Source organism: Kribbella sp. NPDC051620 (assembly GCF_044453825.1).
Classification (GTDB): domain Bacteria; phylum Actinomycetota; class Actinomycetes; order Propionibacteriales; family Kribbellaceae; genus Kribbella.
The window spans coordinates 568,195-590,084 of record NZ_JBITDB010000001.1 but is presented as its reverse complement, the minus strand read 5'-3'; the positions used below and the strand labels follow the sequence as shown (position 1 = coordinate 590,084).

Here is a 21,890-nt window from a genome sequence, read left to right as displayed (position 1 = left end):
CTCAGCTCCGTTTCTCGCCGACCAGCACCGACTCGTCCGGTGCTGCTGCCGGTTGTGGGTCGTCCGTGGAGCGGCTCGGCCACCAGATCCATCGACGCAGGCCCACCATCATCGGCGCCAGCAAGGCAGGCGCTACCAGCAGAGTCTGCAGCAGAACCCCGACGGCGACCACCACACCCATCTCCACCATCGGCACGAACGGCAGCGACGCCAGCACTCCAAAGGTTGCCGCCAGCACCAATCCGGCCGACGCGATCACCGGCGCGGTGGCCCGCACCGCCTGCCGGGTGGCGACCGTGGTACCGAGCTCTTTGCGGTCCTCGGCGATCCGGGCGACCAGGAAGATCGCATAGTCGACGCCGAACGCCACCAGGAACACGAACACCAGCACCGGCAGCGTCGGCTCCACGCCGCCGAACCCGAGCACATGCTCGAACACCAGCGAGCCAAGTCCAAGTGCGGCGAGCCATGAGAGCACAACCGCGGCCACGACGAGCAGCGAGGCGACCAAGGATCGGAGCAGCAGGAACAGGACCAGTAGCACCACGGCGAGTACGAGGGGAATCACCAGTTTGGTGTCAGCGGCGCTCGCCTCCTGGACGTCGACCCGTTCCGCCCCTTCGCCACCGACCAGCGCCGCGGGCGGCAGATCGGCCCGCAGCCGCTTGATCACGGCCGCTTCGGCATCGCTGTCCGGCTGAGCCGCCGGTACGACCTCGACCAGCGACCAGCCGTTGCCCTCCCGCTCGGTTTCCGCTGACACCACCTTGTCCGTCGCACGCGCCACGGCGAGTACCTGCGCCACCTGATCGGTAGGAGTCGCCACTGTGAAGGGCCGGCCACCCTCGCCCGGGTAGGCCCGATCAAGCGTCGCGAATCCAGTCACCGACTCCGGAGTGTTGGTGAACGAGTCGGCCTCCCTCAGGTCCGTCGAGAGCCCGAGCACACCGAGTCCCAGCAACCCGAGCGCCAGCGCCGAAACTCCGGCCGACCGCAACGGCCGGGCGAACACCCACCGCCACCAGTCGCGGCCGGCAGGCGCAGTACTGGCCAGGGCAGGGACACGCGGCCAGAAGACCTTGCGGCCCAGCGCCGTCAGTACTGCGGGGAACAGCGTCAGCATGGTCACCAGAGTCGCCACGATGCCCAGCGCGCCGATCACCCCGATCCCGGAGATGTCGTTCATGTCGGCCACGACCAGACAGCCCAGGCCGAGGGCGACCGTCGATCCCGACGCGAGGATCGCCGGCCCCACACTCTTCAACGCGGCGCGCATCGCGGCATGGACATCACGGTGGTGGCGCAGTTGCTCGCGGTACCGCGCGACGATCAGCAGCGCGTAGTCGGTCCCGGCGCCGAACACCATCACGATCATGATCGAGGAACTCTGCGTACTCACCGTCAGGTCCAGCGCACCGGCGATGACCCGGACCAGCGCCATCGACAGGTACGCGGCAGCCCCGACGCTCAGCAGCGGCACCAGCCAGAGGAACGGGCTGCGGTAGGTGATGATCAGCAGGACCGCGACGACGATGACGGTGACGAGCAGCAGGGTCGTGTCGATCCCCTCGAACACCGCGTCGACATCCGCGTCGATCGCGGCCGGGCCGGTCACCTCGGCCCGCAGACCACTCGGCCGGTCGGCGGTAAGCGCCCGGACCCGTTCGACGAACTTGGCGACACCCGCGTCGTTCCCGCTCGCCGGCTGGCCGACGGCATACATGAGAGCCGTGCCGTCCTCGGAGGGGACCGGCGGCATGTCGACCTTGAACTCCCGGGCGAGCGCGGCATGCTGCCGCGCCACCACCTGCTTGTCCCCGTCGGCGAGACCGCCGTCCCGGTGATAGACGACGATCAGCTCGTCGTCCTCGGAGCCCGGCACACGATCCTCGGTCTGATGCACGAGCGTCGATTCCGCATTGCCCGGCAGCTGATCGGTGACGTCGTCACTCTGCACGTCACCCAGCCCCGCGACCAACGGAAACACCGCCACCAGCAACAACACCCAGACCGCGACCACACCCCACTTACCCCGCCGCCCAGCCTGCAACGTGAACATGAGAACCTCCCCTGTCTTTGGACCTCAAACACTGGCCCAGCAGGTCAGGCGATTCGTCCGCCCACAGTGGACAGTCCGCAGTACTCCCGTGGTGGACAGCTACCGCGTCCTGCGGCAGCGTGGACCAACCCATCCATGGCCCTACCCGGCGACGGCCCCGCCATCACCAGCCAACCCGGCAACCCGCCCACAGCCCCACCGGCGATGGCTCCCCTGCCTGCATCACCAGCCAACCCGGCAACCCGGCAACCCACCCAACGTCGGGCAGTGTGGGGACCAACCCACCACAGCCCCACCCGGCGACGGCCCCGCCGTCACCAGCCAACACGGCAACCACCCAAACGCCGGGCGCGCCACCGCTCTCACCAAGCGGCCGACGCAGGAGGCCGCGCACCAGGGCGGGCGGGAGCGCCAGCGAAGCACGCGACGAAGGAGCGGGCGCAGCGGGCAGCGTGGGGGATTTAGCTGGGGGTGGTTACGGGTGGGAGCTCTATTTTGAAGGTGCAGCCGCCGGGGATGTTGGTTACTGCTATCTGGCCGTCGTGGGATTCGACCACGCCTCGGGCGATGGCGAGGCCCAGGCCGCCGCCGCCGTTGCTTGCGCTGGTTGCCGGGCCGTTGGCGGGGGTGCGTTGTTCGTCGCCTCGCCAGCCGATGTCGAAGACGCGGTCGAGGTCTTCGTCGGGGATGCCGCCGCAGCCATCCGTCACGGCGAGCCGGACGCGGCCGTCGTCCTCGCGGGCGACCATCACCTTGACCGTGCCGCCGGGTTCGGTGTGGCGGATCGCGTTGCCGACCAGGTTCGTCACCGCGCGCGTCAGTTCGTCCGCGTCGCCGTGCACCGCCAGCCGATCGTCGTCGGCCGGCGTCGATACCGTCAGCGCCACGCCCTCCGAACGGGCATGTTCGCAGCTCTCCCCCACCACGTCCTCGGCCAGTTCGCGCAGGCTCACGGAAGACCGTCGACGCGGCGGTGGCGCGGCCGACAACCGGGACAGTTCGAAGAGGTCGTCCACCAGGCCGGTCATCCGGTCGACGGTCGCGCGCATCTGCCGCAGAGCGCCCGGTACGTCCTCGATGACGCCGTCCTCCAGCCCCTCCGAGACCGCCCGCAGCCCGGCGAGCGGAGTACGGAGATCGTGGGACATGAAGGCGACCAACTCGCGCCGGCTGGCCTCCAGCGCTCGCTCGCGCTCGTTCGACGCGGCCAGCTTCTTCCGGGTCATCTCCAGCTCGTCGGTGATCGCCGCCAGCTCGGCGGGCACGTTCGCGCTGCCTTCGACCGGCTCGTACGACGTACCGAGATGCCGCAGCCGTCGTCCGACATCACGCGAGCCGGTGCTGATCCAGTGCCCGAGCAGTACCGACATCGCCAGCCCCAGCAACCCGGAGAACGCCAGCGTCCACAGCACCACCAGCGAGTCGTGAGCCGAGATGAACATCGCCTGCACGCTCTGCGTCACCGCGGCAAGAGCGCCCAGCATCGGTACCAGGCCGGCGACGATGATCGTGATCCGCAGCGACTTGCGCCGGAACCGCCACAGCACCGCCGCACCGAGCAGGGCGACGATCAGCGTCCAGCCGGCGGTGAGCGCGAGGATCGTGAACTGGTCGCGGTTCATTCGGCCTCACCCGCGAACCGGTATCCCGTCCGGGGAACGGTCAGCACCAGCTGCGGGTCCGACGGATCGACCTCGATCTTCTCCCGCAGCCGGCGGACGTGCACGGTCACCGTCGACGAATCGCCGAAGTCCCAGCCCCACACCCGCCGCAACAGCTCCGCCTTCGTATACGCCTTGCCCGGATGCGACACCAGGAACGCCAGCAGATCGAACTCGCGATGCGTCAACGACAACGCGGCACCATCAAGCGTGGCGATCCGGGCAGCGGTGTCGACCGCGATCGGCCCGGCGCGGAGCTTGGTCGGCGTCAGGTCGAGCCCGGCCAGCCGTTCCTCCCGCCGCAGCATCGCCTGCACCCGCAGCGTCAGCTCGCGCGGGCTGAACGGCTTGACCACGTAATCGTCCGCGCCGAACTCCAGCCCGACCAGGCGGTCCTCTTCCTCACCGCGGGCCGACAGCATGATCACCGCGGCACCGTCGTCGGCGGCGCGCATCCGGCGCAGTACCTCCAGCCCCGACAGTCCGGGCAGCATCACGTCCAGTACGACGACCGACGGCTTCCACTGCTGCCACACCTCGACCGCCATCACGCCATCGGCGACCACGCGGGCGTCGTACCCGGCCTTGGTCAGGTACGCCGAGACGACGTTCGACACGGTCGGGTCGTCGTCCACCACGAGCACACGAGTAGCCACTGGTCGAGCGTAGAGCGTCCGTCCGGCCGAAAGCGCCACCTGGCCCGCTGCGGAGTGGGACGTAAGCGAGCGGTATCCGCTAGTGGCTCCTGAAACCCGCCGATGCTCCCTACGGTCGAAGAGTGCAGCCAGTACACACCGAAGTCGATCTAGTCCTCCCCTGCCTCAACGAGGCCGCCGCCCTGCCCTGGGTGCTCACCCGGCTGCCGGCCGGAGTACGGGCTGTTGTCGTCGACAACGGCTCCACCGACGGCTCAGCGGAGATCGCTGCCCGACTGGGAGCACTAGTGGTGCCGTGTGAGGTCCGCGGGTACGGCGCCGCTTGCCATGCGGGTCTAGAGGCCAGTACTGCGCCAGTGGTCGCCTTCCTCGACGCAGACGCCTCCCTGGATCCGCGGCAGCTGGTGCGGGTGACTGCGCCCGTGCTGTCCGGGCAGATCGACCTCATGCTCGGCAGGAGGCGGCCAGTGTCGCGCAATGTCTGGCCGTGGCATCTGCGGCTGGCCAATGCTGAGCTGTCTAGGCGGATACGTCGGCGTACCGGAGTACTGCTCAGGGATCTTGGGCCGATGCGGGCAGCGCGGCGGGAGGCCTTGCTGGGCTTGGATCTACGCGACCGGCGGTCGGGGTATCCGCTCGAGACGGTGGTGAGGGCTGCCGATGCGGGGTGGCGGATAGCGGAGGTCGACGTGGACTACTTGCCGCGCTCTGGGCGCTCCAAGGTCACCGGTACGCCGCTTGGCGCCGCGCGGGCCGTGCTGGACATGTCGAAGGTGCTGTCGGCGTGAAGGCGGACACGCTGATCGTGATCGCCAAGGAGCCGGTCGCTGGGCGGGTCAAGACACGCCTGCAGACGGAGTTCACCCCTGCGGAGGCAGCGGCCCTTGCCCGAGCCTCACTGGCCGACACGCTTGCAGCAGTCCGATCCACGCCGGTACGCCGGTACGTGCTCGCCCTCGACGGGCAGAGCGGACCGTGGCTCCCAGGCGGGTTCGAGGTAGTCGAGCAGCGGGGTGATGGGCTGGCAGAGCGGCTCGCCGGGGCATTCGAGGACGCGTACGCCGGTGGGCCGATGCTGCTGGTGGGTATGGACACTCCTCAGCTCACCCGGGAACTGCTGGACGTCGACTGGGCTGACCACGACGCGGCGCTGGGGCTGACCGAGGATGGCGGCTACTGGGCTCTCGGGTTGCGGCAACCGGACCGGCGAGCGCTGGTCGGCGTACCGATGTCCACTGATCACACCGGGGCGGATCAGCTGGCACGGCTGCGGTTGCTCGGGTACAGGGTGTTGCTGCTGCCGATGTTGCGGGACATGGACACGCCGGAGGATGCGGCCGCGTTGGCGGCTCGGTTTCCCGAGTTGCGGATGTCGCGGTTGCATCGGCGGTTGCAGCATGCCGCGTCGCCGGGGTTGCTGTTCGAGAAGGCGCTGTCCGGTGCACGAGTGGTTGCCAAGGGCATCGATGGGCAGGCGGTGCCGTCGTTGTGCGAGGTCGATCGCTGGCAGGCGCCGGCCGACGAGGTGGACCGGCTGGCGCTGAGCCGGTGCGAGGGGCCGGTCCTCGACATCGGTTGCGGACCGGGGCGAATCGTCACGGCTCTGGCGGAGCGTGGGATTCCGGCGCTTGGAGTCGACATCTCGGCGGAGGCTGTGCTGCTGACCACGAACCGAGGCGCTCCCGCGCTCCGGCGTCCCGTGCAGGAGCCGTTGCCGGGCGAGGGGCGCTGGGGAAGCGTTCTCTTGATGGACGGCAACATCGGCATCGGCGGTGCGCCTGCCCTCTTGCTACGCCGTTGCGCCGAGCTGGTCCGGCCCGACGGGCTGGTCCTGGTTGAGGTCGACCCCGATGACAACCTCGACGACACCGCCCCGATCGTCCTGCACGCCGACGGCGGCCGCCGCTCAAAACCTTTGCCCTGGGCAAGGGTTGGCACCCGGGCAGTACTACGCCACGCCCTCGCCGCCGACCTACTAGCCACGGAGGATTGGCGCACCCCCCACCGAGCCTTCCTGGCCTTCCGCCGAGCCCCCGCCACCCTCCGCCAGGCGTCCTACCGATGAAGGCATCGGAGGAGGCGGCCGGGCTCCGCCGGGGTGGGGTGGGGTTGGCAGTTGGCGGGGCTGTTGCTGTTGCTGTGGCGGTGGGCGTTCTGGCGGCGGAAGCCGCTGGGTGGTGGCCGAATCTGGTGTTGGTGATCGGGTGCCTGGTGGTGGGGGGTGTTGGGTGGTTGGTGACTCGGCGGCCGGCTGGGGCGCGCGTCGTACTGGCTGTGGTTGCGGTGGCGGCTGTTTGTCAGGTGCCGGGGTTGTTCCGGGCACCGATCACCAGTACCGACGCCTACCGGTATGTGTGGGATGGGCGGGTGCAGCTGTCAGGGAGCTCGCCCTACAGCCATGTGCCGCTGGCAGATCAGTTGGCTCGGCTGAGGGATCCGGTGCTGTTCCCAGGCCTCTCCCCCACCGACCGCACCGGGGTAACCGGACCACCCCGGGTACCGCGAGACCCAGCTGCCCTAGCAGCGGCCTCGGCTGATGATCCGCGGACGAAGATCAACCGGCCGCGAGTACCGACCATCTACCCGCCAGTGGCTCAGGCGTACTTCGCGGCGGTCGCCCTTGTCACCCCCTGGTCGGCAGGGACGTTCGGACTCCAGGTAGCGGCCGCAGCACTCGCCGTGACCTTGACCGCGCTCCTGGCGAGCCAACTCAAGCGCTCCAACCGCGACCCACGCTGGGCTCTCCTGTGGGGTTGGTCACCGATCGTGGTCCTGGAGGCCGGCAGCGCAGCCCATGTCGACGTGCTTTCAGCCCTCCTCATCGCCGCCGCGGTAGCGGTCGCTGCCCGTCGCCGACCAGTCATCGCCGGCCTCCTCCTCGGCGCCGCAGCAGCCACCAAACTCCTGCCCCTCCTCCTGCTCCCAGCCTTCACCGCCATCAAGAAGAGAGACCTCCGTACGCCGCTGGTTGCCGTCGGCACCTTCGTGGGCAGCTACATCCCGCACCTGCTCGCCGCAGGCACCCTGGTGATCGGCTTCCTCCCCGGCTACCTCACCCAGGAAGGATTCGACGATGGCAGCTCCCGCTCGGCGATTCTCGCGCTGGTGTTGCCTCCTGAGGCCCGCCAGCTCGCCGCCGGGCTACTCGCAGTGACGCTCGCCATCGTCGCCCTGCAGCGCCACGGCCGCGAGCCGATCGCCGTCACCTGCTGCTGGCTGTACGGCGCCGCGCTGCTCGTCACCACTCCCACTTACCCCTGGTACGGACTCCCCTTGATTGCCCTTGCCGTACTGGCCAACAGGTTCGAGTGGCTGGTAGTACCGGTCGCCGCGTACCTCGCCTACGCCAGCTTCGGCCACGACCAGCGGCAGGGCCTGATCTACGCGGCAGCCCTTGTCACCGTTGTCATCGCGATCACGCTGCGTCAACGAGGTGCCACAGCAATCCGGTTTGACGAACCGATCGGCGCACGCCAACACTGAGCGGCGTGAGAATCGCTCTGGTTAATTCGGCCGACCACGCCGAGCTGCATCCGCACGACCTGCCGCTCGCGGCCGCCCTCCGGACCGCCGGTCTCGACCCGGTGGCCGAAGTGTGGACAGACCCGTCGGTCGACTGGTCCGCGTACGACGCGGTGCTGCTGCGCGCCGTCTGGGACTACCACCTGCACTACCTCGAGTTCACCGAGTGGCTCGGCCAGCTCGACAAGGCTGGCGTGAAGCTGATCAACGAGGCCGACCTGGTTCGCTGGAACGCCGACAAGCGCTACCTGCTGGAGCTCCGCGAGCGCGGTGTCGCGATCGTGCCGTCGCAGGTCGCGGCCGGCGCCTGCCTGCGCGAGGTCGTCGGCGGGCTGGACGGCCAGGAGATCGTGATCAAGCCGACCGTCAGCGCCACTGCCCATCACACGATCCGCGGTACCGCGGGCTCCGCCGAGCTCAGCAGCGCGATCGAGGACCTGCCGGACGACGTCTACCTCGTGCAGCCGTTCCAGCCGGAGATCCAGAGCGAGGGCGAGTGGTCGCTGATCTTCTTCGGCGGCGAGTTCAGCCACGCGGTCCTGAAGCGCCCGGCAGCTGGTGACTACCGGGTGCAGAACGACTTCGGCGGTACGGCCGAACTGCTCGACCCGCCCGCGGCCGTCCTCGACGGCTCGATCGCGGCCATCGCGGCCGCCAACAGTCGCCAGGCCCCCGTCTACGCCCGCGTCGACGGCATCCTCAGCAACGGCCGCTACCTGCTGATGGAGCTCGAGCTGATCGAGCCGTACCTGTTCCTCCCGCTGGCCGCCAGTGCGACCACCCGCTTCGCCACCGCGGTCGCCGACCGGCTCGAGCTAGCCTAAGTACAGTATCTAAGTGGACTAACTCTCATATAGTAAGACGCGCTCCGAAACCCTGCCGGGCGGGCATAGCGTTTTGCGTTATGAGGCCGACCCTGACAGTGATCGCAGACCCCGCGGACCGCTGGATGACCAAGGCAGCCTGCGTCGGACAAGCATCCTTGTACGACGAGACCGCATCGCCTTGGGAGCAGCGCAAGGCGCGCGAGCTCTGCCTGAGCAGTTGCCCCGTGATCGACGAGTGCCATGCCTGGGCCCGCCGGGAGAAGTTCACCGGTACCGCCGCAGGCCAGCGCCTGCTCTACGGCCGCCGCCGCGGCCACCCGGAGCCAGCGACCGCTCCAGAGAGCGCAGTCAGCTAGGGACCGCGGTCAGCTGAGGCCGAGGTTGACGCTGAGGTAGCCGTCGTAGTCCGGGTCGTGCGGCCGAGAGAGCACATGCGCGACCCAGGACTGCCGCTCCTGGTTCACTACGAGCAGCTCCCACGCGCATGCGGTCGGACCGTCCGGCGGCACCAAGTGGAAGTCCGTAGTACCGAGGTCTGCGCGCAGGGAGCGCACGTACAGGATGTCGAGCTCCCACCAGCCGAGGATGCCCCAGAGCGCCTCGGTGCCGGTATGGACGATCAGGAACGCCATCCCAGGCCGCTCGGCGGTCACTGGGGGCAGGAGCTTGTCCGCTGCGTCCAGGGCCGCCTCCTGGGCGGCAGCGTCGGGCAGTACTCCGGAAGCCGAGATGCCGGTCACCCTGACCCGCCAGTCGCCGCGTGGCTCGACGCCGAGGGTACGGGTCAGCCGTGGTCGGTAGGCGGTCATCGGCAGTGGAGCGGTCATGAGTCAATCATCTCGCGGCCTAGGTCCAGTTAATGTCTGATCTATGCCGACCATCGAGGACGTCCGTACTGCCGCCGCCGGACTGCGCGGGCGGATTCACCGCACCCCGATGGTCGAGTCGTCGGCCCTCGATGAGCTGTTCGGTGGACGGCTCACGCTGAAGGCCGAGCTGTTCCAGAAGACGGGGAGCTTCAAGGTTCGCGGGTTGCTCAACAAGACGCTCAAGTTGACCGCGGAAGAGCGCGAGCGCGGGGTCATCACGGTGTCGGCGGGCAATGCGGCCGGGGCGCTGGCGTGGGCGGCGCGGGATGCCGGGGTGCCGGCGACGGTGGTGATGGCGAAGACGGCGGTACCGGCGAAGATCGCGGCGGCTCGGGCGTACGGGGCTCAGGTGGAGCTGGTCGAGGGCGATCTGATGGGCGCCTACGAGTCGATCCGGGACGAGCGGAAGCTGACCGGCGTCCACCCGTTCGACGATCTCGACGTGATCACCGGGCACGGCAGCCTTGCGCTGGAACTCCTCGACGACCGGCCTGACGTCGATACCGTGCTCGTGCCGGTCGGTGGTGGCGGACTCATCTCCGGCGTCGCGCTGGTCATCAAGTTGATCCGGCCGAGCATCCGGGTGATCGGCATCGAGCCGGAGAACGCTGATGTGGTCAGCCGCAGCCTGGCCGCTGGTTCACCGCAGAAGCTGCCGACCGCCAAGAGCGTCGCCGACGGTCTCGCGGCGCCGGTCTGCGGCACGCACAACTACCCGATCATCGCCCAGTACGTCGATCAGATGGTCCGCGTGTCCGAGGAGTCGATCATCGAGGCCACCCGGCTGGTCATGTCCCGCACCAAGCTCGCGCTGGAGCCCGCCGCCGCTGCACCGTTCGCCGCCCTGCTGGAAGGCAAGATCGAGCTCCGCACGCTGACCGCCAGCGTGGTCAGCGGCGGGAACCTCGACGTCGCGAAGCTGGCCCTCTAACCGATCCGCCCGCGAGGCTAGGCGTGGACAGGGTCCAGTTGACGGGGTGGGGTGTCCGGGATTACGCCGTCGCCGGGGTCGTTGACCAGGTCGCCTTGGCGGACTGGGTCGTTTTCGGGGAGGAGGATGTCCCGGGCTACGACCAGCATCAGCCAGAGGGTGCCGGCCATCCGTAGTACGACGGAGAGCCAGTAGATCTTGTCCGGCTGGTTCGGGTCTCCGGGGGCCAGGTACTGGGCGAGATGCAGCCAGACCATCATCCAGTAGAAGCACTCGCAGGCCTGCCAGATCAGCCAGTCGCGCAGCTTCGGCCGGGCCAGGGCGACCAGCGGCAGCAGCCACAGCACGTACTGCGGTGAGTACACCTTGTTGACCAGCAGGAACGCGGCCACCACAAGGAAGGCCAACTGCGCGAACCGCGGCGGCCGCGGCGCCATCAGCCCGAGGATCGCGATCGAGAGACACAGTCCGGCGAAGATGACGATGTTGAGCTGGTTGACGTCGGCGACCTCGTGCTTGGCCAGCTTGAGGACGTACCAGATCGAGCCGTAGTCGCTCTCGCGCTCGTCGTTGAAGACCCAGAACGACAGCCACTCGTTCTTCGCCAGCAGGTAGATCGGCGCGTTGACCAGCCCCCAGCTGAACCCGGTCGCCACCAGCGCGAGGAACCACTGCCACAGCTTCCGGCCGCGCAGGCAGACGATCAGCAGCGGCCCGAGCAGCAGGAACGGGTAGAACTTCGCCGCCGTCCCCAGCCCGAGCAGGAGGCCGAACCAGATCGGCTTGCCCCGCGACCACGCATACATCGCGCCGGCCGTCAGTACGACGGCGAAGAGGTCCCAGTTGATCGTGGAGGTGAACGCCAGTACCGGCGCGGCGGCGACGTACAGGGCGATCATCGGCTGCCCGCGAGCCCCGCCCTGGCGTTTGGCCACCCCGCGCGCGGTCGCCACGGTCAGGCCGACCAGGATCAGCGCGCAGAGGAAGAGCATCGCCACGTTGACGACGAAGAAGACGCCGGCCGTGTCGCGCTTCTGCGCCTCGGTGACATCCTTCTTCGGGTCGCCGGTGAAGACCCAGGTGATCTTGGCCGCGACCTCCATGAAGCCGCCGGTGAGCACCGGGTACTCCAGCACCGGGTAGTTGCCGGTGTCCAGGAACGGCCGGTTGCCCTCGGCGAAGCCGCGCTCCTGGTACAGGTAGCCGATGTCGGAGTAGCACAGCGCCTGGAACGGCCGCCAGCTCTGCCGGTTCCAGCCGTCCTCCATACAGGGCGCCTTCTGCAGCACACCGAGCGCGAAGGTGATGCAGCACACCGCGAGCGCGATCCGCAGCGGCGTCCACCACGACGAGCTGAGCCGGGCGAACTTGCCGGTGGGACCGCCGAGGCCCACAGTCAGACGCGCGACGGCCGGTTCGACCTCAGGTCGTCGTTGCGAGTCCTGGGCACTAGGTGGCGTCACGGTGGCCATACTCTCCTATCCGTCGGCCGCCCGGCAGGCGGCGCCCGCCAGGTTACCTAGGTTGTCCACCCCTGTGCGTCATTGCGGTCGGCCGCGCGTCTCTCCAGTCGGGTCAGGACGGCAGCGGCCCGGGCCGGGTCCTCCCACCAGAACAGGTGCCCGGCGCCCTCGAACAGCTCCAGCTGAGCGCCTGGGATCAAGCCGGCCAGTCGGTGCCCGTTCACTACTGGGATGCCGGCGTCCGCAGTACCGTGCAGGACGGTACCGGGAGTCTCACCGAGAGTGCGCGGCCCTGGTAGGTCTCGAACAGCGCCTCGACGCCGACGACTGGGGTGTCAGCGCCAGCGGCCGCTTCTGACGGGGACTCGGTGGCGGAGAGCCAGGCGGTGTTCCAGAGCGCAGAGGGAGGGGCCGGGGTCGAGGCCGACGCCGTCGGCGAGCAGGTCGCGGACTCGGTGGAGTTCGGCGATTGCCCTTTCGGGCCGGCCTGCTTGACACAGGCCGAGGACGAGGAGCTCCCACCGGCGCTCGCGATAGGGGCTCTCAGCAACGGCTTGCTCCAGCGCGGGAACCGCCCTCGCGACATCACCGAGCGCGAGCCGGGCCGCCTGCAACTCCTCCACCGCAACCTGCCGCAACTCCTCCAGCCGCGCCCGCGAGCCGGCCACCGACGGCGAGTCCCCCAGATCCGCCCACGGCGTGCCGCGCCAAAGCGCCAACGCCGACTCCAGACTCGCCTCGGCCCGCACCGCGTCATCCCCCCGGAGCTGTTGCAGCCCCCGATTCACAGCCGCGGCAAACTGCGCATGATCCGTCTGCCCAGCCGGTACCACGAGCGCATACCCAGCCGGCATCCGCCTGATCCACTGCCCGATCCCCGTACTCCGCAACCGCCACACCATCACCCGCAACGCCCGCACAGCGTTCGCCGGCTGCCCGTCCCGCCAGACGTACTCAGCCAGCAGCTCATCACCGACGGCAAAGCCATCCCCCGTGGACAGCCCCGCCACCAACCGCCGCGACAAACTCCCACCCAACGGAACCCCCACCCCGTCGACCTCGAACGCCAACTCCCCCAACACCCGACACACCACCCCGGCTCCCATGCCCCCACATTCCCGCCCCCACCTTGCAAGCACCTTGCAACAGCGTCGGGCAGGAACTCGGCGTCAGCTCAGGCGGGGGAGCTTGGCGTGGCGGTTCACGTCCTTGTAGATGAGGTAACGGAAGGGGCCGGGTCCGCCCGCATAGCAAGCCTGCGGGCAGAAGGCGCGGAGCCAGAGGAAGTCGCCCTCCTGGACCTCGACCCAGTCCTTGTTGAGCAGGTACACGGCCTTGCCTTCGAGGATGTAGATGCCGTGTTCCATCACGTGCGTCTCCGGGAACGGGATCACCCCACCCGGCTCGAAGCTCACGATGTTGACGTGGAAGTCGTACCGGACATCCAGCGGATCGACGAACCGCTGCGTCCGCCACCGCCCCTCGGTGCCCGGCATCTCGATGCCCTCGACCTCGACCTCGTTCGTCACGAAGGCAGCCGGTACGTCGATCCCCTCCACCGCCTCGTACGCCTTCCGGACGAAGTGGAAGGTCGCGAGCTGATCGCTGGTGTTGCGCAGCGTCCAGTCCGAGCCAGGCGGCAGGAACGCATATCCACCCGGCGCCAGCTCATGCTTCTCCCCGCCAACAGTCAGCACCAAGCTGCCGGAGACGACGAACAACACAGCCTCAGCACCCGGATCCGTCTCCGGCTTGTCGCTGCCCCCGCCGGGCGAGACCTCGACGATGTACTGCGAGAATGTCTCCGCGAACCCCGACAGCGGCCGCGCGATCACCCAGAGCCGGGTGTTCTCCCAGAACGGCAGCTGGCTGGTGACGATGTCGCGCATCGTGCCGCGCGGCAGTACGGCGTACGACTCGGTGAAGACAGCGCGGTCGGTGGTCAGCTCCGTCTGCGCGGGGTGCCCGCCCTTCGGGGAGTAGTAGGTCATGCGTCGTCTCCTCGGGTCAGCAGCCGGCCACGAGGCTCGGCGTGGATGTCGATCGGGCGGCCGCGCAGCCAGGTACTGCGCACCACACCGGCCAGCGGGCGTCCGGCGTACGGGGTGATCGCGTTCTTGTGATGCAGCGCGGCGACGTCCACCACGAACGACTCGTCCGGCGCGAAGACGCAGAAGTCTGCCTCGTACCCGACCTCGAGCCGGCCCTTGCGCGCCAGACCTACCTGCGCGGCCGGCGCCTGGCACATCCAGCGGGCGACGTCGGTCAGGGTGAACCCACGCTCGCGCGCGCCGGTCCAGACGGCGGACAGCCCGACCTGGAGCGAGGCGATGCCGCCCCAAGCCGCGCCGAAGTCGCCGGTGTCGAGCCGTTTGAGGTCGATCGTCGAGGGCGAGTGGTCGGACACCACCAGGTCGATCAGCCCAGCCCTCAAACCGTCCCAGAGCAGCGAACGGTTGGCCGCCTCACGGATGGGTGGGCAGCACTTGTACTGCGTTGCGCCGTCGGGAATCTCCTCGGCGGAGAAGGTGAGGTAGTGCGGGCACGTCTCCGCCGTGATCCGCACGCCGTCGCGCCGAGCGGCGGCCAGCAACGGCAGTACGTCTGCGCTGGAGACGTGCAATATGTGCACTCGGCAACCAGTCTGCCGGGCGAGGTCGATCACCTGCGCGACCGCGGCGTTCTCCGCGTCGCGTGGGCGGGAGTGCAGGAAGCGCTGGTAGCTCACACCGTCCGGCGCGGGAGCGCTGTCGATCCGGTGGGCGTCCTCGGCGTGCACGATCAGCAGCCCGTCGAAGGAACTGATCTCGCGCATCGCCTGCTCCACTTGCGCCGAATCCAGCGGCGGGAACTCGTCGACGCCCGAATGCAGCAGGAAGCACTTGAACCCGAACACCCCGGCCTCGTGCAGCGGCCTCAGCTGTTCGGCATTGCCGGGAATCGCACCGCCCCAGAAGCCGACGTCGACGTAGGCCTGACTCTGGGCTGTTTTTCTCTTGAGCTCCAGGGCCGGTACGTCGCAGGTCGGCGGGATGCTGTTGAGCGGCATGTCGACGATCGTGGTGACGCCACCCGCCGCGGCCGCCCGGGTCGCGCTGGTGAAGCCCTCCCAGTCGGTCCGCCCTGGATCGTTCACGTGCACGTGTGAATCGACCAGCCCGGGGAAAAGCACCTCGTCGTCGGCCAGCTCGACGACCTCGAGAGCCGTCACGCCGTGGTCGCCGTGGTCGTTGTAGGCGGTGTCGTACGGGTCGATGGTGACGATCCGGCCGTCCTGCACGCCCACTGCGGCGGGTACCAGGCCCGTGGTACTGACCATCCGGCGGGCCCGGATGACGAGGTCCAGCGCGGTCATGCGGTCCCCTCTCGGTTGAAACTCATCGTAGGTCGGCTGCGATCTGTTCACCGAGCAATCGCAGCAACGGCACCGGATCGGCGATACACCGCCGTACGTCGGGCTCCAGGTCGGTCAGCGCATAGGCCTTCCCGATCCCCGCCTCCCGCAGCCGCTCCCCGTCCAGCGTGTTGGCCCCACAAACAGCCACCACCGGTACGTCCGCAGCCGCCCCCGCCGCAGCCACCCCGACCACCGCTTTCCCGCGCAACGTCTGCTCGTCCAACTTCCCCTCACCGGTGACCAGCAAGTCAGCGCCAGCCACCCGCTCTCGAAACCCAACCAGCTCAAGCACTAGCCCGATCCCCGCCTGCAACTCCCCATCCAGCACCGCCAACACCGCAAACCCCACTCCCCCCGCGGCGCCCGCCCCCGGCGCGTCACGCGCGTCCCGCCGGCCGACGCAAGACGTAGAGCGGAGGTCCACCCCCGCCGTGCGCGCGGTGTGGCGGTGCTCCTGGCTGAGGGTCTGCGCCACGAGATCCGCCCAATGGCCCAGAGCGCTGTCGAGCTCCTCGACCTCCCCCGGCCCCGCTCCCTTCTGCGGTCCGTAGGTGGCTGCTGCGCCGGTTGGGCCGGTCAGGGGGTTGTCCACGTCGCAGGCGACGACCAGCTCGACGCCCTGCAGCCGTTTGCGGACAGCAGCCAACTCAAGAGACTCCGCAGCAAGCAACCCGGCACCACCCTCTGGTACCTCTTCACCATGGGCGTCGAGCACCCTGGCTCCCAGCGCGCGGATCAGCCCAGCACCTCCGTCGGTACTCGCGCTACCGCCGATCCCGAGGATCACTCGCGTGCACCCATCGTCGATCGCCGCGGCCAGCACCTCACCGACACCGCGCGACGAAGCAGCCATCGGAGAAGGCACGCCGCCCGGCAGGCGTACCAGCCCACAGACGTCAGCCAACTCGACCACTGCCGTATCCCCACGCCGCGCATACCCACTCCGCACCGGCACACCAGTCGGCCCGGCCGCCGTCACCGGCACGAACTCGAACCCAGCACCGACAACAGCAGCCAAGGTCCCATCCCCACCATCAGCCACCGCCACCCAGTCGACCACGACATCGCCCCGAGCCCGCCGCATCCCCTCCGCGAGCGCTGCAGCTACCCCATCACTCCCCACCGACCCCTTGAACTTGTCCGAAGCAACCACCACCAACACCACCAGCCACACCTCCACTCCTACGCCACGTGCCCGGTATCTCTCAGGTGAGGACTGTGATTGCGGTTGGAGCGTCCTCGGGGTGTTCGGCGAGGGGTTCGAATTCGGTGATGTTGTTGAGTTCGGTGCCCATCGAGACGTTGGTGACTCGTTCCAGGATCACCTCGACGACGACCGGGACGCGGAACTCGTCCAGCAGTTTCTTCGCCTGCTCCAGGGCCGGCAGGATCTCGTCCGGCTCGGAGACCCGCAGCGCCTTGCAGCCCAGCCCTTCGGCGACCTTGACGTGGTCAACGCCGTAGCCGTTGAGTTCTGGGCTGTTGAGGTTTTCGAAGGAGAGCTGGACGCAGTAGTCCATCTCCAACCCACGCTGCGCCTGGCGGATCAGACCCAGGTACGAGTTGTTCACAACCACATGGATGTACGGAATGTTGAACTGCGCCCCCACCGCCAGCTCCTCGATCAGGAACTGGAAGTCGTAGTCCCCCGACAACGCGACAACAGTCGAATCCGGGTCGGCGACGGCGACACCGAGCGCCGCCGGCACAGTCCAACCCAACGGCCCGGCCTGCCCCGCGTTGATCCAGTGCCGCGGCCGATAGACATGCAGCAACTGCGCCGCCTGGATCTGCGACAGGCCGATCGTGCTGACATACCGGGTCTCCGGACCGAACGCCCGGTTCATCTCCTCGTAGACACGCTGCGGCTTCACCGGTACCGCATCGAAGTGAGTCTTCCGCTGCAAAGTCGCCCGGCGCTCGCGGCACTCCTCCCCCCAGGAAGAGCGCTCAGCCAGCCTGCCCTCGAGCGCCCACTCCCGAGCGACCTCGATGAAGACCTCCAGCGCCGCCCGCGCATCCGAGACGATCGAGTAGTCCGGCGCCAGCACCCGCCCGATCTGCGTCGGCTCGATGTCGACGTGCACGATCTTGCGGCCTTCGGTGTACGTCGCGATCGACCCGGTATGCCGGTTGGCCCACCGGTTCCCGATCCCCAGCACGAAGTCGGACGCCAGCAAGGTCGCGTTCCCGTACCGATGCGACGTCTGCAACCCCACCATCCCCGCCGCCAGCGGATGATCGTCCGGAATCGAACCCCACCCCATCAGCGTCGGCACAACCGGTACGCCGACCAGCTCAGCAAACTCGACCAGCAACGCAGCGGCGTCCGCGTTGATCACCCCACCACCCGCGACGATCAGCGGCCGCTCGGCGGAGTTGAGCATGCCCAGCGCCTTCTCCGCCTGGGCCCGAGTCGCGGCCGGCCGTAGTACCGGCAGCGGCTCGTACGTGTCGATGTCGAACTCGATCTCCGCCAACTGCACGTCGATCGGCAGGTCGACGAGCACCGGCCCCGGCCGCCCCTCGCGCATCAACCAGAACGCGCGCTGGAACGTCCCCGGCACCTGCGCTGCCTCCATCACTGTCACCGCCCACTTGGCGACAGGGGCCGCGATCGAGGCGATGTCGACCGCCTGGAAGTCTTCCTTGTGCAGCTTGGCCACCGGCGCCTGCCCGGTGATGCACAGGATCGGGATGGAGTCGGCCGAAGCGGAGTACAGGCCGGTGATCATGTCGGTGCCGGCCGGCCCCGACGTACCGATGCAGATGCCGATGTTCCCGAAGGCGGCCCGCGTGTACCCCTCAGCCATGTGCGAGGCAGCCTCGACATGACGCGCCAGGACGTGCTTCACCCCGCCATGCTTCTTCAGAGCGCTGTAGAACGGGTTGATCGCGGCACCGGGCAAACCGAATGCCTGCGTCGCGCCCTCCTTCTCCAGAATCAGTACGGCGGCATCGACCGCGCGCATGCGAGCCATCAGGCCACGCCCTTCCCTGACAGCCGCTCCACGCCACGCAGCAGCGCGGAGTGATCCAGCCCGCCGTCACCGTTAGCCCGAGCCGACGCGACCAACTGAGCCACCAAAGCCCCGAGCGGTACGACGACTCCCGCCTCGCGAGCCGCCGCCGTCACGATGCCCATGTCCTTGTGATGCAGATCGATCCGGAACCCCGGCTGGAAGGAGCGCGACAACATGTTCTCCTTCTTCTGCTGCAGCACCGCCGACCCCGCGAGCCCGCCCCCGAGCACCTCCAGCGCAGCCTTCGTGTCCACGCCGTACGCCTCCAGGAAGACGAGCGCCTCGGACACCGCCTGGATGTTGGCGGCGACGATCAACTGATTGGCAGCCTTGACCGTCTGCCCTGAACCGCTCGGACCGACATGCACAACGGTCTTGCCCACGGCATCGAACAGCGGCTTGGCAAGAGCGAAGTCATCCGCCTCACCGCCGACCATGATCGAGAGCGCGGCATTCCGGGCACCGGCCTCGCCGCCCGACACAGGAGCGTCGAGCATCCGGAACCCCACGGCTCGCGCCTGCTCGGCGAGCTGCTGGGTGACGTCCGGCCGGATGCTGGAGAAGTCGATGATCAGCGTGCCGGTCTCGGCCAGCTGGAAGACGCCCTCCTCGCCGGTCAGCACCTGCTCGACGTCGGGCGAGTCCGGCACCATCACGCAGACCACGTCGGCACCCTTGACCGCGTCGGCCAGCGACTCGGCCGCCCGCCCGCCGGCCTCGACCAGCGCGACAGCCCGCTCGGGGCTCCGATCGAACCCGGCCACCACGTGCCCAGCGTTCGCCAGATGGACAGCCATCGGGTTGCCCATGATGCCGAGCCCGATGAAAGCAATGTTCGTCATCTCTGTCTCCTAAGAAGCTTGGCCGCGGCGCGAGCGCGGCAGCCAGCTGAAGCTGTCGTTGGTGGAAGTGGCCGGCTTGTACTCGAGCGAGACCCACCCGCCATAGCCGTTGGTCTCAAGCGCGGCGAGCTGAGCCGCCAGCGGAAGCGTGCCGGTACCGGGCTCGTTGCGCCCAGGAGCATCCGCGATCTGTACATGCGCGATCCGGTCGGTGTGCTCGGCGATCACCCGATCGACGTCGTCACCGTTGACCGCGAGGTGGTACAGATCCGCAAGCAACCCCAGATTCTGTACTCCGTACGCCGCCCGCACCCGATCGATGACGGCGAGCACGTCGGCGGCCGTCCGCAGCGGATACCGCTCAGCCCCACTGACCGGCTCAACCAGCACCGTCGCGTCGATCCGGCCCGCAGCCCGAGCCGCCAGCGCAAGGTTCTCGACCGCAAGCTCATCCTGCTCAAGAGCGGTATGACTGTCGATGCGATTCCCATAGAGGGCGTTGAACGCCCGGCAGCCGAGCTGTTCTCCGATACCGACCGTGACGTCGATGTTGTCCCGGAACTCCCCCGACCGCTTGGGCCAGGACACCAGCCCGCGATCGCCGCCAGGCATGTCCCCGGCGAAGAAGTTGAGCCCGACCAGCTGCACCCCGGCATCCCGGATCGCCGTCACGAACGCATCGACATCGGCATCGGCCGGTACCGCCTCAGCGAACGGCCACCAGAACTCGACCGCCCCGAACCCCGCCTCCCGAGCGGCCGCCGGGCGCTCCAGCAGCGGCAGCTCGGTGAACAGGATCGAGCAGTTCACGGCATGACGCAGCGTGTGGCTCATGGAGTCCCTCTCTCATTTTCCGCATTGTGGAAATTTGCTTCTGCGATGTGAAATGACCATAGGATGCCGATGACGAGCCCGTCAAGCGCCGGCCGGAAAGCCCGAAGAGGCCTGATCGATGTCCCCACGGGCCTTCTCCTGAAAAAGCACTCCTTTCGCGCGCGCGTGCCCGCGTTGTACGTTCCTCCAAAGACCTGAAGGAGATGCAGATGCTGCTCTCGGAGCTGTTCGAGCCACCGGAACTGCGGCTCCGGCTGCTGCACGCGGCCCGCGGCGCCTACGACCGCCCGATCGGCCGGATCATCACCACCGACCTGCTCGAGCCCGGCACCTACCTCAACGGCGGCGAACTCGTCCTCACCGGCCTCGTCTGGCGCCGCACCCCCAAGGACAGCGAGACCTTCGTAGCGTCGGTGGCCGAGCGAGGCGCGACCACGATCCTCGCCGGCGCGGCACTCCTCGGCGAGGTCCCCGACGACCTGCTCGAGGCATGCCGCCGCCACCAGGTCACGCTCGTCGAGGTCCCCACCGAGATCGCTTTCGCCGACGTCACCGAGTACGTCGCGGCCGCCGGCTCAGCCGGTACCGGCGCCAGGCTCTCTGCCAGCCTCGTCCGCCAGCGCCAACTGCTCTCGGCGATCGCCTCCGGCCGCAGCCTCGACGAGCTGACCGCCCGGATCTCCACCGAGATCGGCCACGACTGCCGCGTCATCACCTCCACCGGCCGGCACGTCGTACCGGGCCCCGGACCGCTCGACGAGGACACGCTCAACGCGATCACCAGGCGCTTCCTGACGGCGGATCGCACGCCCGCGGTCGCCGATGCGGCCGGTACGTCGTACAGCCTGTTCCCCATCGGATCCGGCCTCGGCAACCGCCTCACCGCCTGGCTGCTCGTCGTCGACGGCGACCACACGCAATGGGCTCGCGCCCACGTCGAAGCGGTCCAGGAGCTGTGCGCCATCGCCGCTCTCGACCGGGTACGCCGCGACGAGGGCCGGCTCGCACTACGCCCGCTGGTCGAGGACGCGCTGAGCCTGGTCGAGTCGGGCGGCCCCCAAGCCGAGGTCGCAACTCGCCTGCGCCAGGCGGGCGTACAGGTCGATCGCCCGATGGCCGTCGCCGTGGCCGAGCTCAGGGACGACGGTCCGGTCGAGATCGCGCACTCGCTCATCGAGGACGTCGCTCTCACCGTCGGCCCGGCCGTCGTGGCAGCCGGGCGAGACGGCTTGCTGGTCGCGTTGCTGCCATGGTCTCCCGAGCTTCCTGACCTGCTCCGCAACGCCTTTGGCCGCCTCGATCCCGGGCTGTCGAGGGCGAGGCTCGCGGTTGGTGTCAGCGGCGAGACGACCGTCGACGCGCTGACCGGAGCACTGGAGGAGGCGCGCTTCGCGCAACGGGCGGCCCTGTCCGGGCGTACCAGGGTCTCGCTCGTCACCTCTGACGAGGTCGCCTCGCACGTACTGCTGCTCGCGACCGTGCCCGACGACGTCCGGCGCACCTACGCGCACCGCGTCCTGGGCCCAGTGCTCGAGCACGATCGCCGGACCCGCGCCGATCTGCTCGCCACGCTGACGGAGTTCCTCGCCTGGTCGGGCTCCTGGTCGCGGACCGCCGAGTCCCTGCACCTGCACGTCAACACCGTTCGGTACCGGATCGAACGCGTCGAGCAACTGACCGGTCGCGATCTGTCGAACTTCGAGGACCGGGTCGACGTGTTCCTCGCCCTCAAATCGCTCTGATTGGAGGATCCTCCAAAAGCAGCCGAGTCGAAACCGGGCAAGTTCAGAGGTTTATCGGGTGCAA

The 21,890-nt window shown here is 68.6% G+C and carries 19 protein-coding genes; 7 read left to right on the top strand and 12 right to left on the bottom strand.

The genetic code is table 11. The features are described from left to right. Window position 1 precedes the first annotated feature (1 nt). The 3 genes from ACIA12_RS02605 to ACIA12_RS02595 form a co-directional block, all read right to left on the bottom strand. Window positions 2-2,059 (bottom strand): MMPL family transporter, encoded by a 2,058-nt coding sequence (locus tag ACIA12_RS02605; protein WP_396365043.1) that lies wholly within the window; start codon window positions 2,057-2,059, stop codon window positions 2-4. A 461-nt stretch (window positions 2,060-2,520) separates the two neighbouring features. Then, window positions 2,521-3,681, bottom strand: coding sequence for a sensor histidine kinase (locus ACIA12_RS02600; protein ID WP_396365042.1), 1,161 nt, complete (start codon window positions 3,679-3,681; stop codon window positions 2,521-2,523). Beyond that, window positions 3,678-4,376, bottom strand: a complete 699-nt coding sequence (locus ACIA12_RS02595; RefSeq protein ID WP_396365041.1) for a response regulator transcription factor — start codon at window positions 4,374-4,376, stop codon at window positions 3,678-3,680. The genes ACIA12_RS02600 and ACIA12_RS02595 overlap by 4 nt, the downstream gene beginning before the upstream one ends. A gap of 122 nt (window positions 4,377-4,498) precedes the next feature. On the opposite strand from ACIA12_RS02595, the gene ACIA12_RS02590 reads away from it, so the two are divergent. The 5 genes from ACIA12_RS02590 to ACIA12_RS02570 all read left to right on the top strand — a co-directional run bounded on the left by ACIA12_RS02590 (window position 4,499) and on the right by ACIA12_RS02570 (window position 9,081). After that, entirely contained in the window at window positions 4,499-5,164 is a 666-nt protein-coding gene (locus ACIA12_RS02590) for a glycosyltransferase family 2 protein (protein ID WP_396365040.1), read from the top strand. After that, the gene (locus ACIA12_RS02585) at window positions 5,161-6,441 is read left to right on the top strand and encodes a DUF2064 domain-containing protein (protein WP_396365039.1); all 1,281 of its coding nucleotides are present in this window, start codon (window positions 5,161-5,163) and stop codon (window positions 6,439-6,441) included. Before ACIA12_RS02590 ends, ACIA12_RS02585 begins: the two co-directional genes overlap by 4 nt. After that, the gene (locus tag ACIA12_RS02580) at window positions 6,438-7,859 is read left to right on the top strand and encodes a glycosyltransferase 87 family protein (RefSeq protein ID WP_396365038.1); all 1,422 of its coding nucleotides are present in this window, start codon (window positions 6,438-6,440) and stop codon (window positions 7,857-7,859) included. The genes ACIA12_RS02585 and ACIA12_RS02580 overlap by 4 nt, the downstream gene beginning before the upstream one ends. Before the next feature lie 5 nt (window positions 7,860-7,864). Next, the gene (locus ACIA12_RS02575) at window positions 7,865-8,722 is read left to right on the top strand and encodes a RimK family alpha-L-glutamate ligase (RefSeq protein WP_396365037.1); all 858 of its coding nucleotides are present in this window, start codon (window positions 7,865-7,867) and stop codon (window positions 8,720-8,722) included. A gap of 80 nt (window positions 8,723-8,802) precedes the next feature. Then, the gene (locus ACIA12_RS02570; protein WP_396365036.1) at window positions 8,803-9,081 is read left to right on the top strand and encodes a WhiB family transcriptional regulator; all 279 of its coding nucleotides are present in this window, start codon (window positions 8,803-8,805) and stop codon (window positions 9,079-9,081) included. Window positions 9,082-9,090: 9 nt separating this feature from the next. Here the strand turns inward: ACIA12_RS02570 and ACIA12_RS02565 are convergent, their stop codons facing one another. Beyond that, complete coding sequence (locus tag ACIA12_RS02565; protein WP_396365035.1) at window positions 9,091-9,552, bottom strand: hypothetical protein; 462 nt, start codon at window positions 9,550-9,552, stop codon at window positions 9,091-9,093. A 43-nt stretch (window positions 9,553-9,595) separates the two neighbouring features. Between ACIA12_RS02565 and ACIA12_RS02560 the strand changes: the two genes are divergently transcribed. Continuing rightward, a complete protein-coding gene (locus ACIA12_RS02560) occupies window positions 9,596-10,525 on the top strand; it encodes a threonine/serine dehydratase (protein WP_396365034.1) in 930 nt (309 codons plus the stop codon). A 17-nt stretch (window positions 10,526-10,542) separates the two neighbouring features. Here the strand turns inward: ACIA12_RS02560 and ACIA12_RS02555 are convergent, their stop codons facing one another. The 8 genes from ACIA12_RS02555 to ACIA12_RS02520 all read right to left on the bottom strand — a co-directional run bounded on the left by ACIA12_RS02555 (window position 10,543) and on the right by ACIA12_RS02520 (window position 20,084). Continuing rightward, entirely contained in the window at window positions 10,543-11,997 is a 1,455-nt protein-coding gene (locus ACIA12_RS02555; RefSeq protein WP_396365033.1) for a glycosyltransferase family 87 protein, read from the bottom strand. Window positions 11,998-12,323: 326 nt separating this feature from the next. Further along, the gene (locus ACIA12_RS02550) at window positions 12,324-13,070 is read right to left on the bottom strand and encodes a BTAD domain-containing putative transcriptional regulator (RefSeq protein ID WP_396365032.1); all 747 of its coding nucleotides are present in this window, start codon (window positions 13,068-13,070) and stop codon (window positions 12,324-12,326) included. A gap of 87 nt (window positions 13,071-13,157) precedes the next feature. After that, complete coding sequence (locus ACIA12_RS02545) at window positions 13,158-13,979, bottom strand: bifunctional allantoicase/(S)-ureidoglycine aminohydrolase (protein WP_396365031.1); 822 nt, start codon at window positions 13,977-13,979, stop codon at window positions 13,158-13,160. Then, a complete protein-coding gene (gene allB / locus ACIA12_RS02540; RefSeq protein WP_396365030.1) occupies window positions 13,976-15,343 on the bottom strand; it encodes an allantoinase AllB in 1,368 nt (455 codons plus the stop codon). The genes ACIA12_RS02545 and allB overlap by 4 nt, the downstream gene beginning before the upstream one ends. A gap of 22 nt (window positions 15,344-15,365) precedes the next feature. Next, window positions 15,366-16,559 (bottom strand): glycerate kinase, encoded by a 1,194-nt coding sequence (locus ACIA12_RS02535; RefSeq protein WP_396365029.1) that lies wholly within the window; start codon window positions 16,557-16,559, stop codon window positions 15,366-15,368. Window positions 16,560-16,590: 31 nt separating this feature from the next. Beyond that, on the bottom strand, window positions 16,591-18,366 hold the full coding sequence (gene gcl, locus ACIA12_RS02530) for a glyoxylate carboligase (RefSeq protein WP_396365028.1): 1,776 nt from the start codon (window positions 18,364-18,366) through the stop codon (window positions 16,591-16,593). Continuing rightward, window positions 18,366-19,250, bottom strand: a complete 885-nt coding sequence (locus tag ACIA12_RS02525; protein WP_396365027.1) for a 2-hydroxy-3-oxopropionate reductase — start codon at window positions 19,248-19,250, stop codon at window positions 18,366-18,368. Before ACIA12_RS02525 ends, gcl begins: the two co-directional genes overlap by 1 nt. Window positions 19,251-19,259: 9 nt before the next feature. Then, complete coding sequence (locus tag ACIA12_RS02520; RefSeq protein ID WP_396365026.1) at window positions 19,260-20,084, bottom strand: hydroxypyruvate isomerase family protein; 825 nt, start codon at window positions 20,082-20,084, stop codon at window positions 19,260-19,262. A gap of 209 nt (window positions 20,085-20,293) precedes the next feature. Between ACIA12_RS02520 and ACIA12_RS02515 the strand changes: the two genes are divergently transcribed. Then, window positions 20,294-21,826: a PucR family transcriptional regulator gene (locus ACIA12_RS02515; RefSeq protein ID WP_396365025.1), complete on the top strand. Its 1,533-nt coding sequence runs from the start codon at window positions 20,294-20,296 to the stop codon at window positions 21,824-21,826. The last annotated feature ends 64 nt before the right edge of the window (window positions 21,827-21,890 follow it).

Bases quoted from the DNA above. Each gene is read 5' to 3' on its own strand.
- ACIA12_RS02525 (WP_396365027.1), bottom strand. From the start codon at position 19,250: ATGACGAACATTGCTTTCATCGGGCTCGGCATCATGGGCAACCCGATG.
- ACIA12_RS02520 (WP_396365026.1), bottom strand. From the start codon at position 20,084: ATGAGCCACACGCTGCGTCATGCCGTGAACTGCTCGATCCTGTTCACC.
- ACIA12_RS02580 (WP_396365038.1), top strand. From the start codon at position 6,438: ATGAAGGCATCGGAGGAGGCGGCCGGGCTCCGCCGGGGTGGGGTGGGG.
- ACIA12_RS02565 (WP_396365035.1), bottom strand. From the start codon at position 9,552: ATGACCGCTCCACTGCCGATGACCGCCTACCGACCACGGCTGACCCGT.
- ACIA12_RS02545 (WP_396365031.1), bottom strand. From the start codon at position 13,979: ATGACCTACTACTCCCCGAAGGGCGGGCACCCCGCGCAGACGGAGCTG.
- ACIA12_RS02560 (WP_396365034.1), top strand. From the start codon at position 9,596: ATGCCGACCATCGAGGACGTCCGTACTGCCGCCGCCGGACTGCGCGGG.
- ACIA12_RS02570 (WP_396365036.1), top strand. From the start codon at position 8,803: ATGAGGCCGACCCTGACAGTGATCGCAGACCCCGCGGACCGCTGGATG.
- gcl (WP_396365028.1), bottom strand. From the start codon at position 18,366: ATGGCTCGCATGCGCGCGGTCGATGCCGCCGTACTGATTCTGGAGAAG.
- ACIA12_RS02555 (WP_396365033.1), bottom strand. From the start codon at position 11,997: ATGGCCACCGTGACGCCACCTAGTGCCCAGGACTCGCAACGACGACCT.
- ACIA12_RS02605 (WP_396365043.1), bottom strand. From the start codon at position 2,059: ATGTTCACGTTGCAGGCTGGGCGGCGGGGTAAGTGGGGTGTGGTCGCG.
- allB (WP_396365030.1), bottom strand. From the start codon at position 15,343: ATGACCGCGCTGGACCTCGTCATCCGGGCCCGCCGGATGGTCAGTACC.
- ACIA12_RS02600 (WP_396365042.1), bottom strand. From the start codon at position 3,681: ATGAACCGCGACCAGTTCACGATCCTCGCGCTCACCGCCGGCTGGACG.
- ACIA12_RS02515 (WP_396365025.1), top strand. From the start codon at position 20,294: ATGCTGCTCTCGGAGCTGTTCGAGCCACCGGAACTGCGGCTCCGGCTG.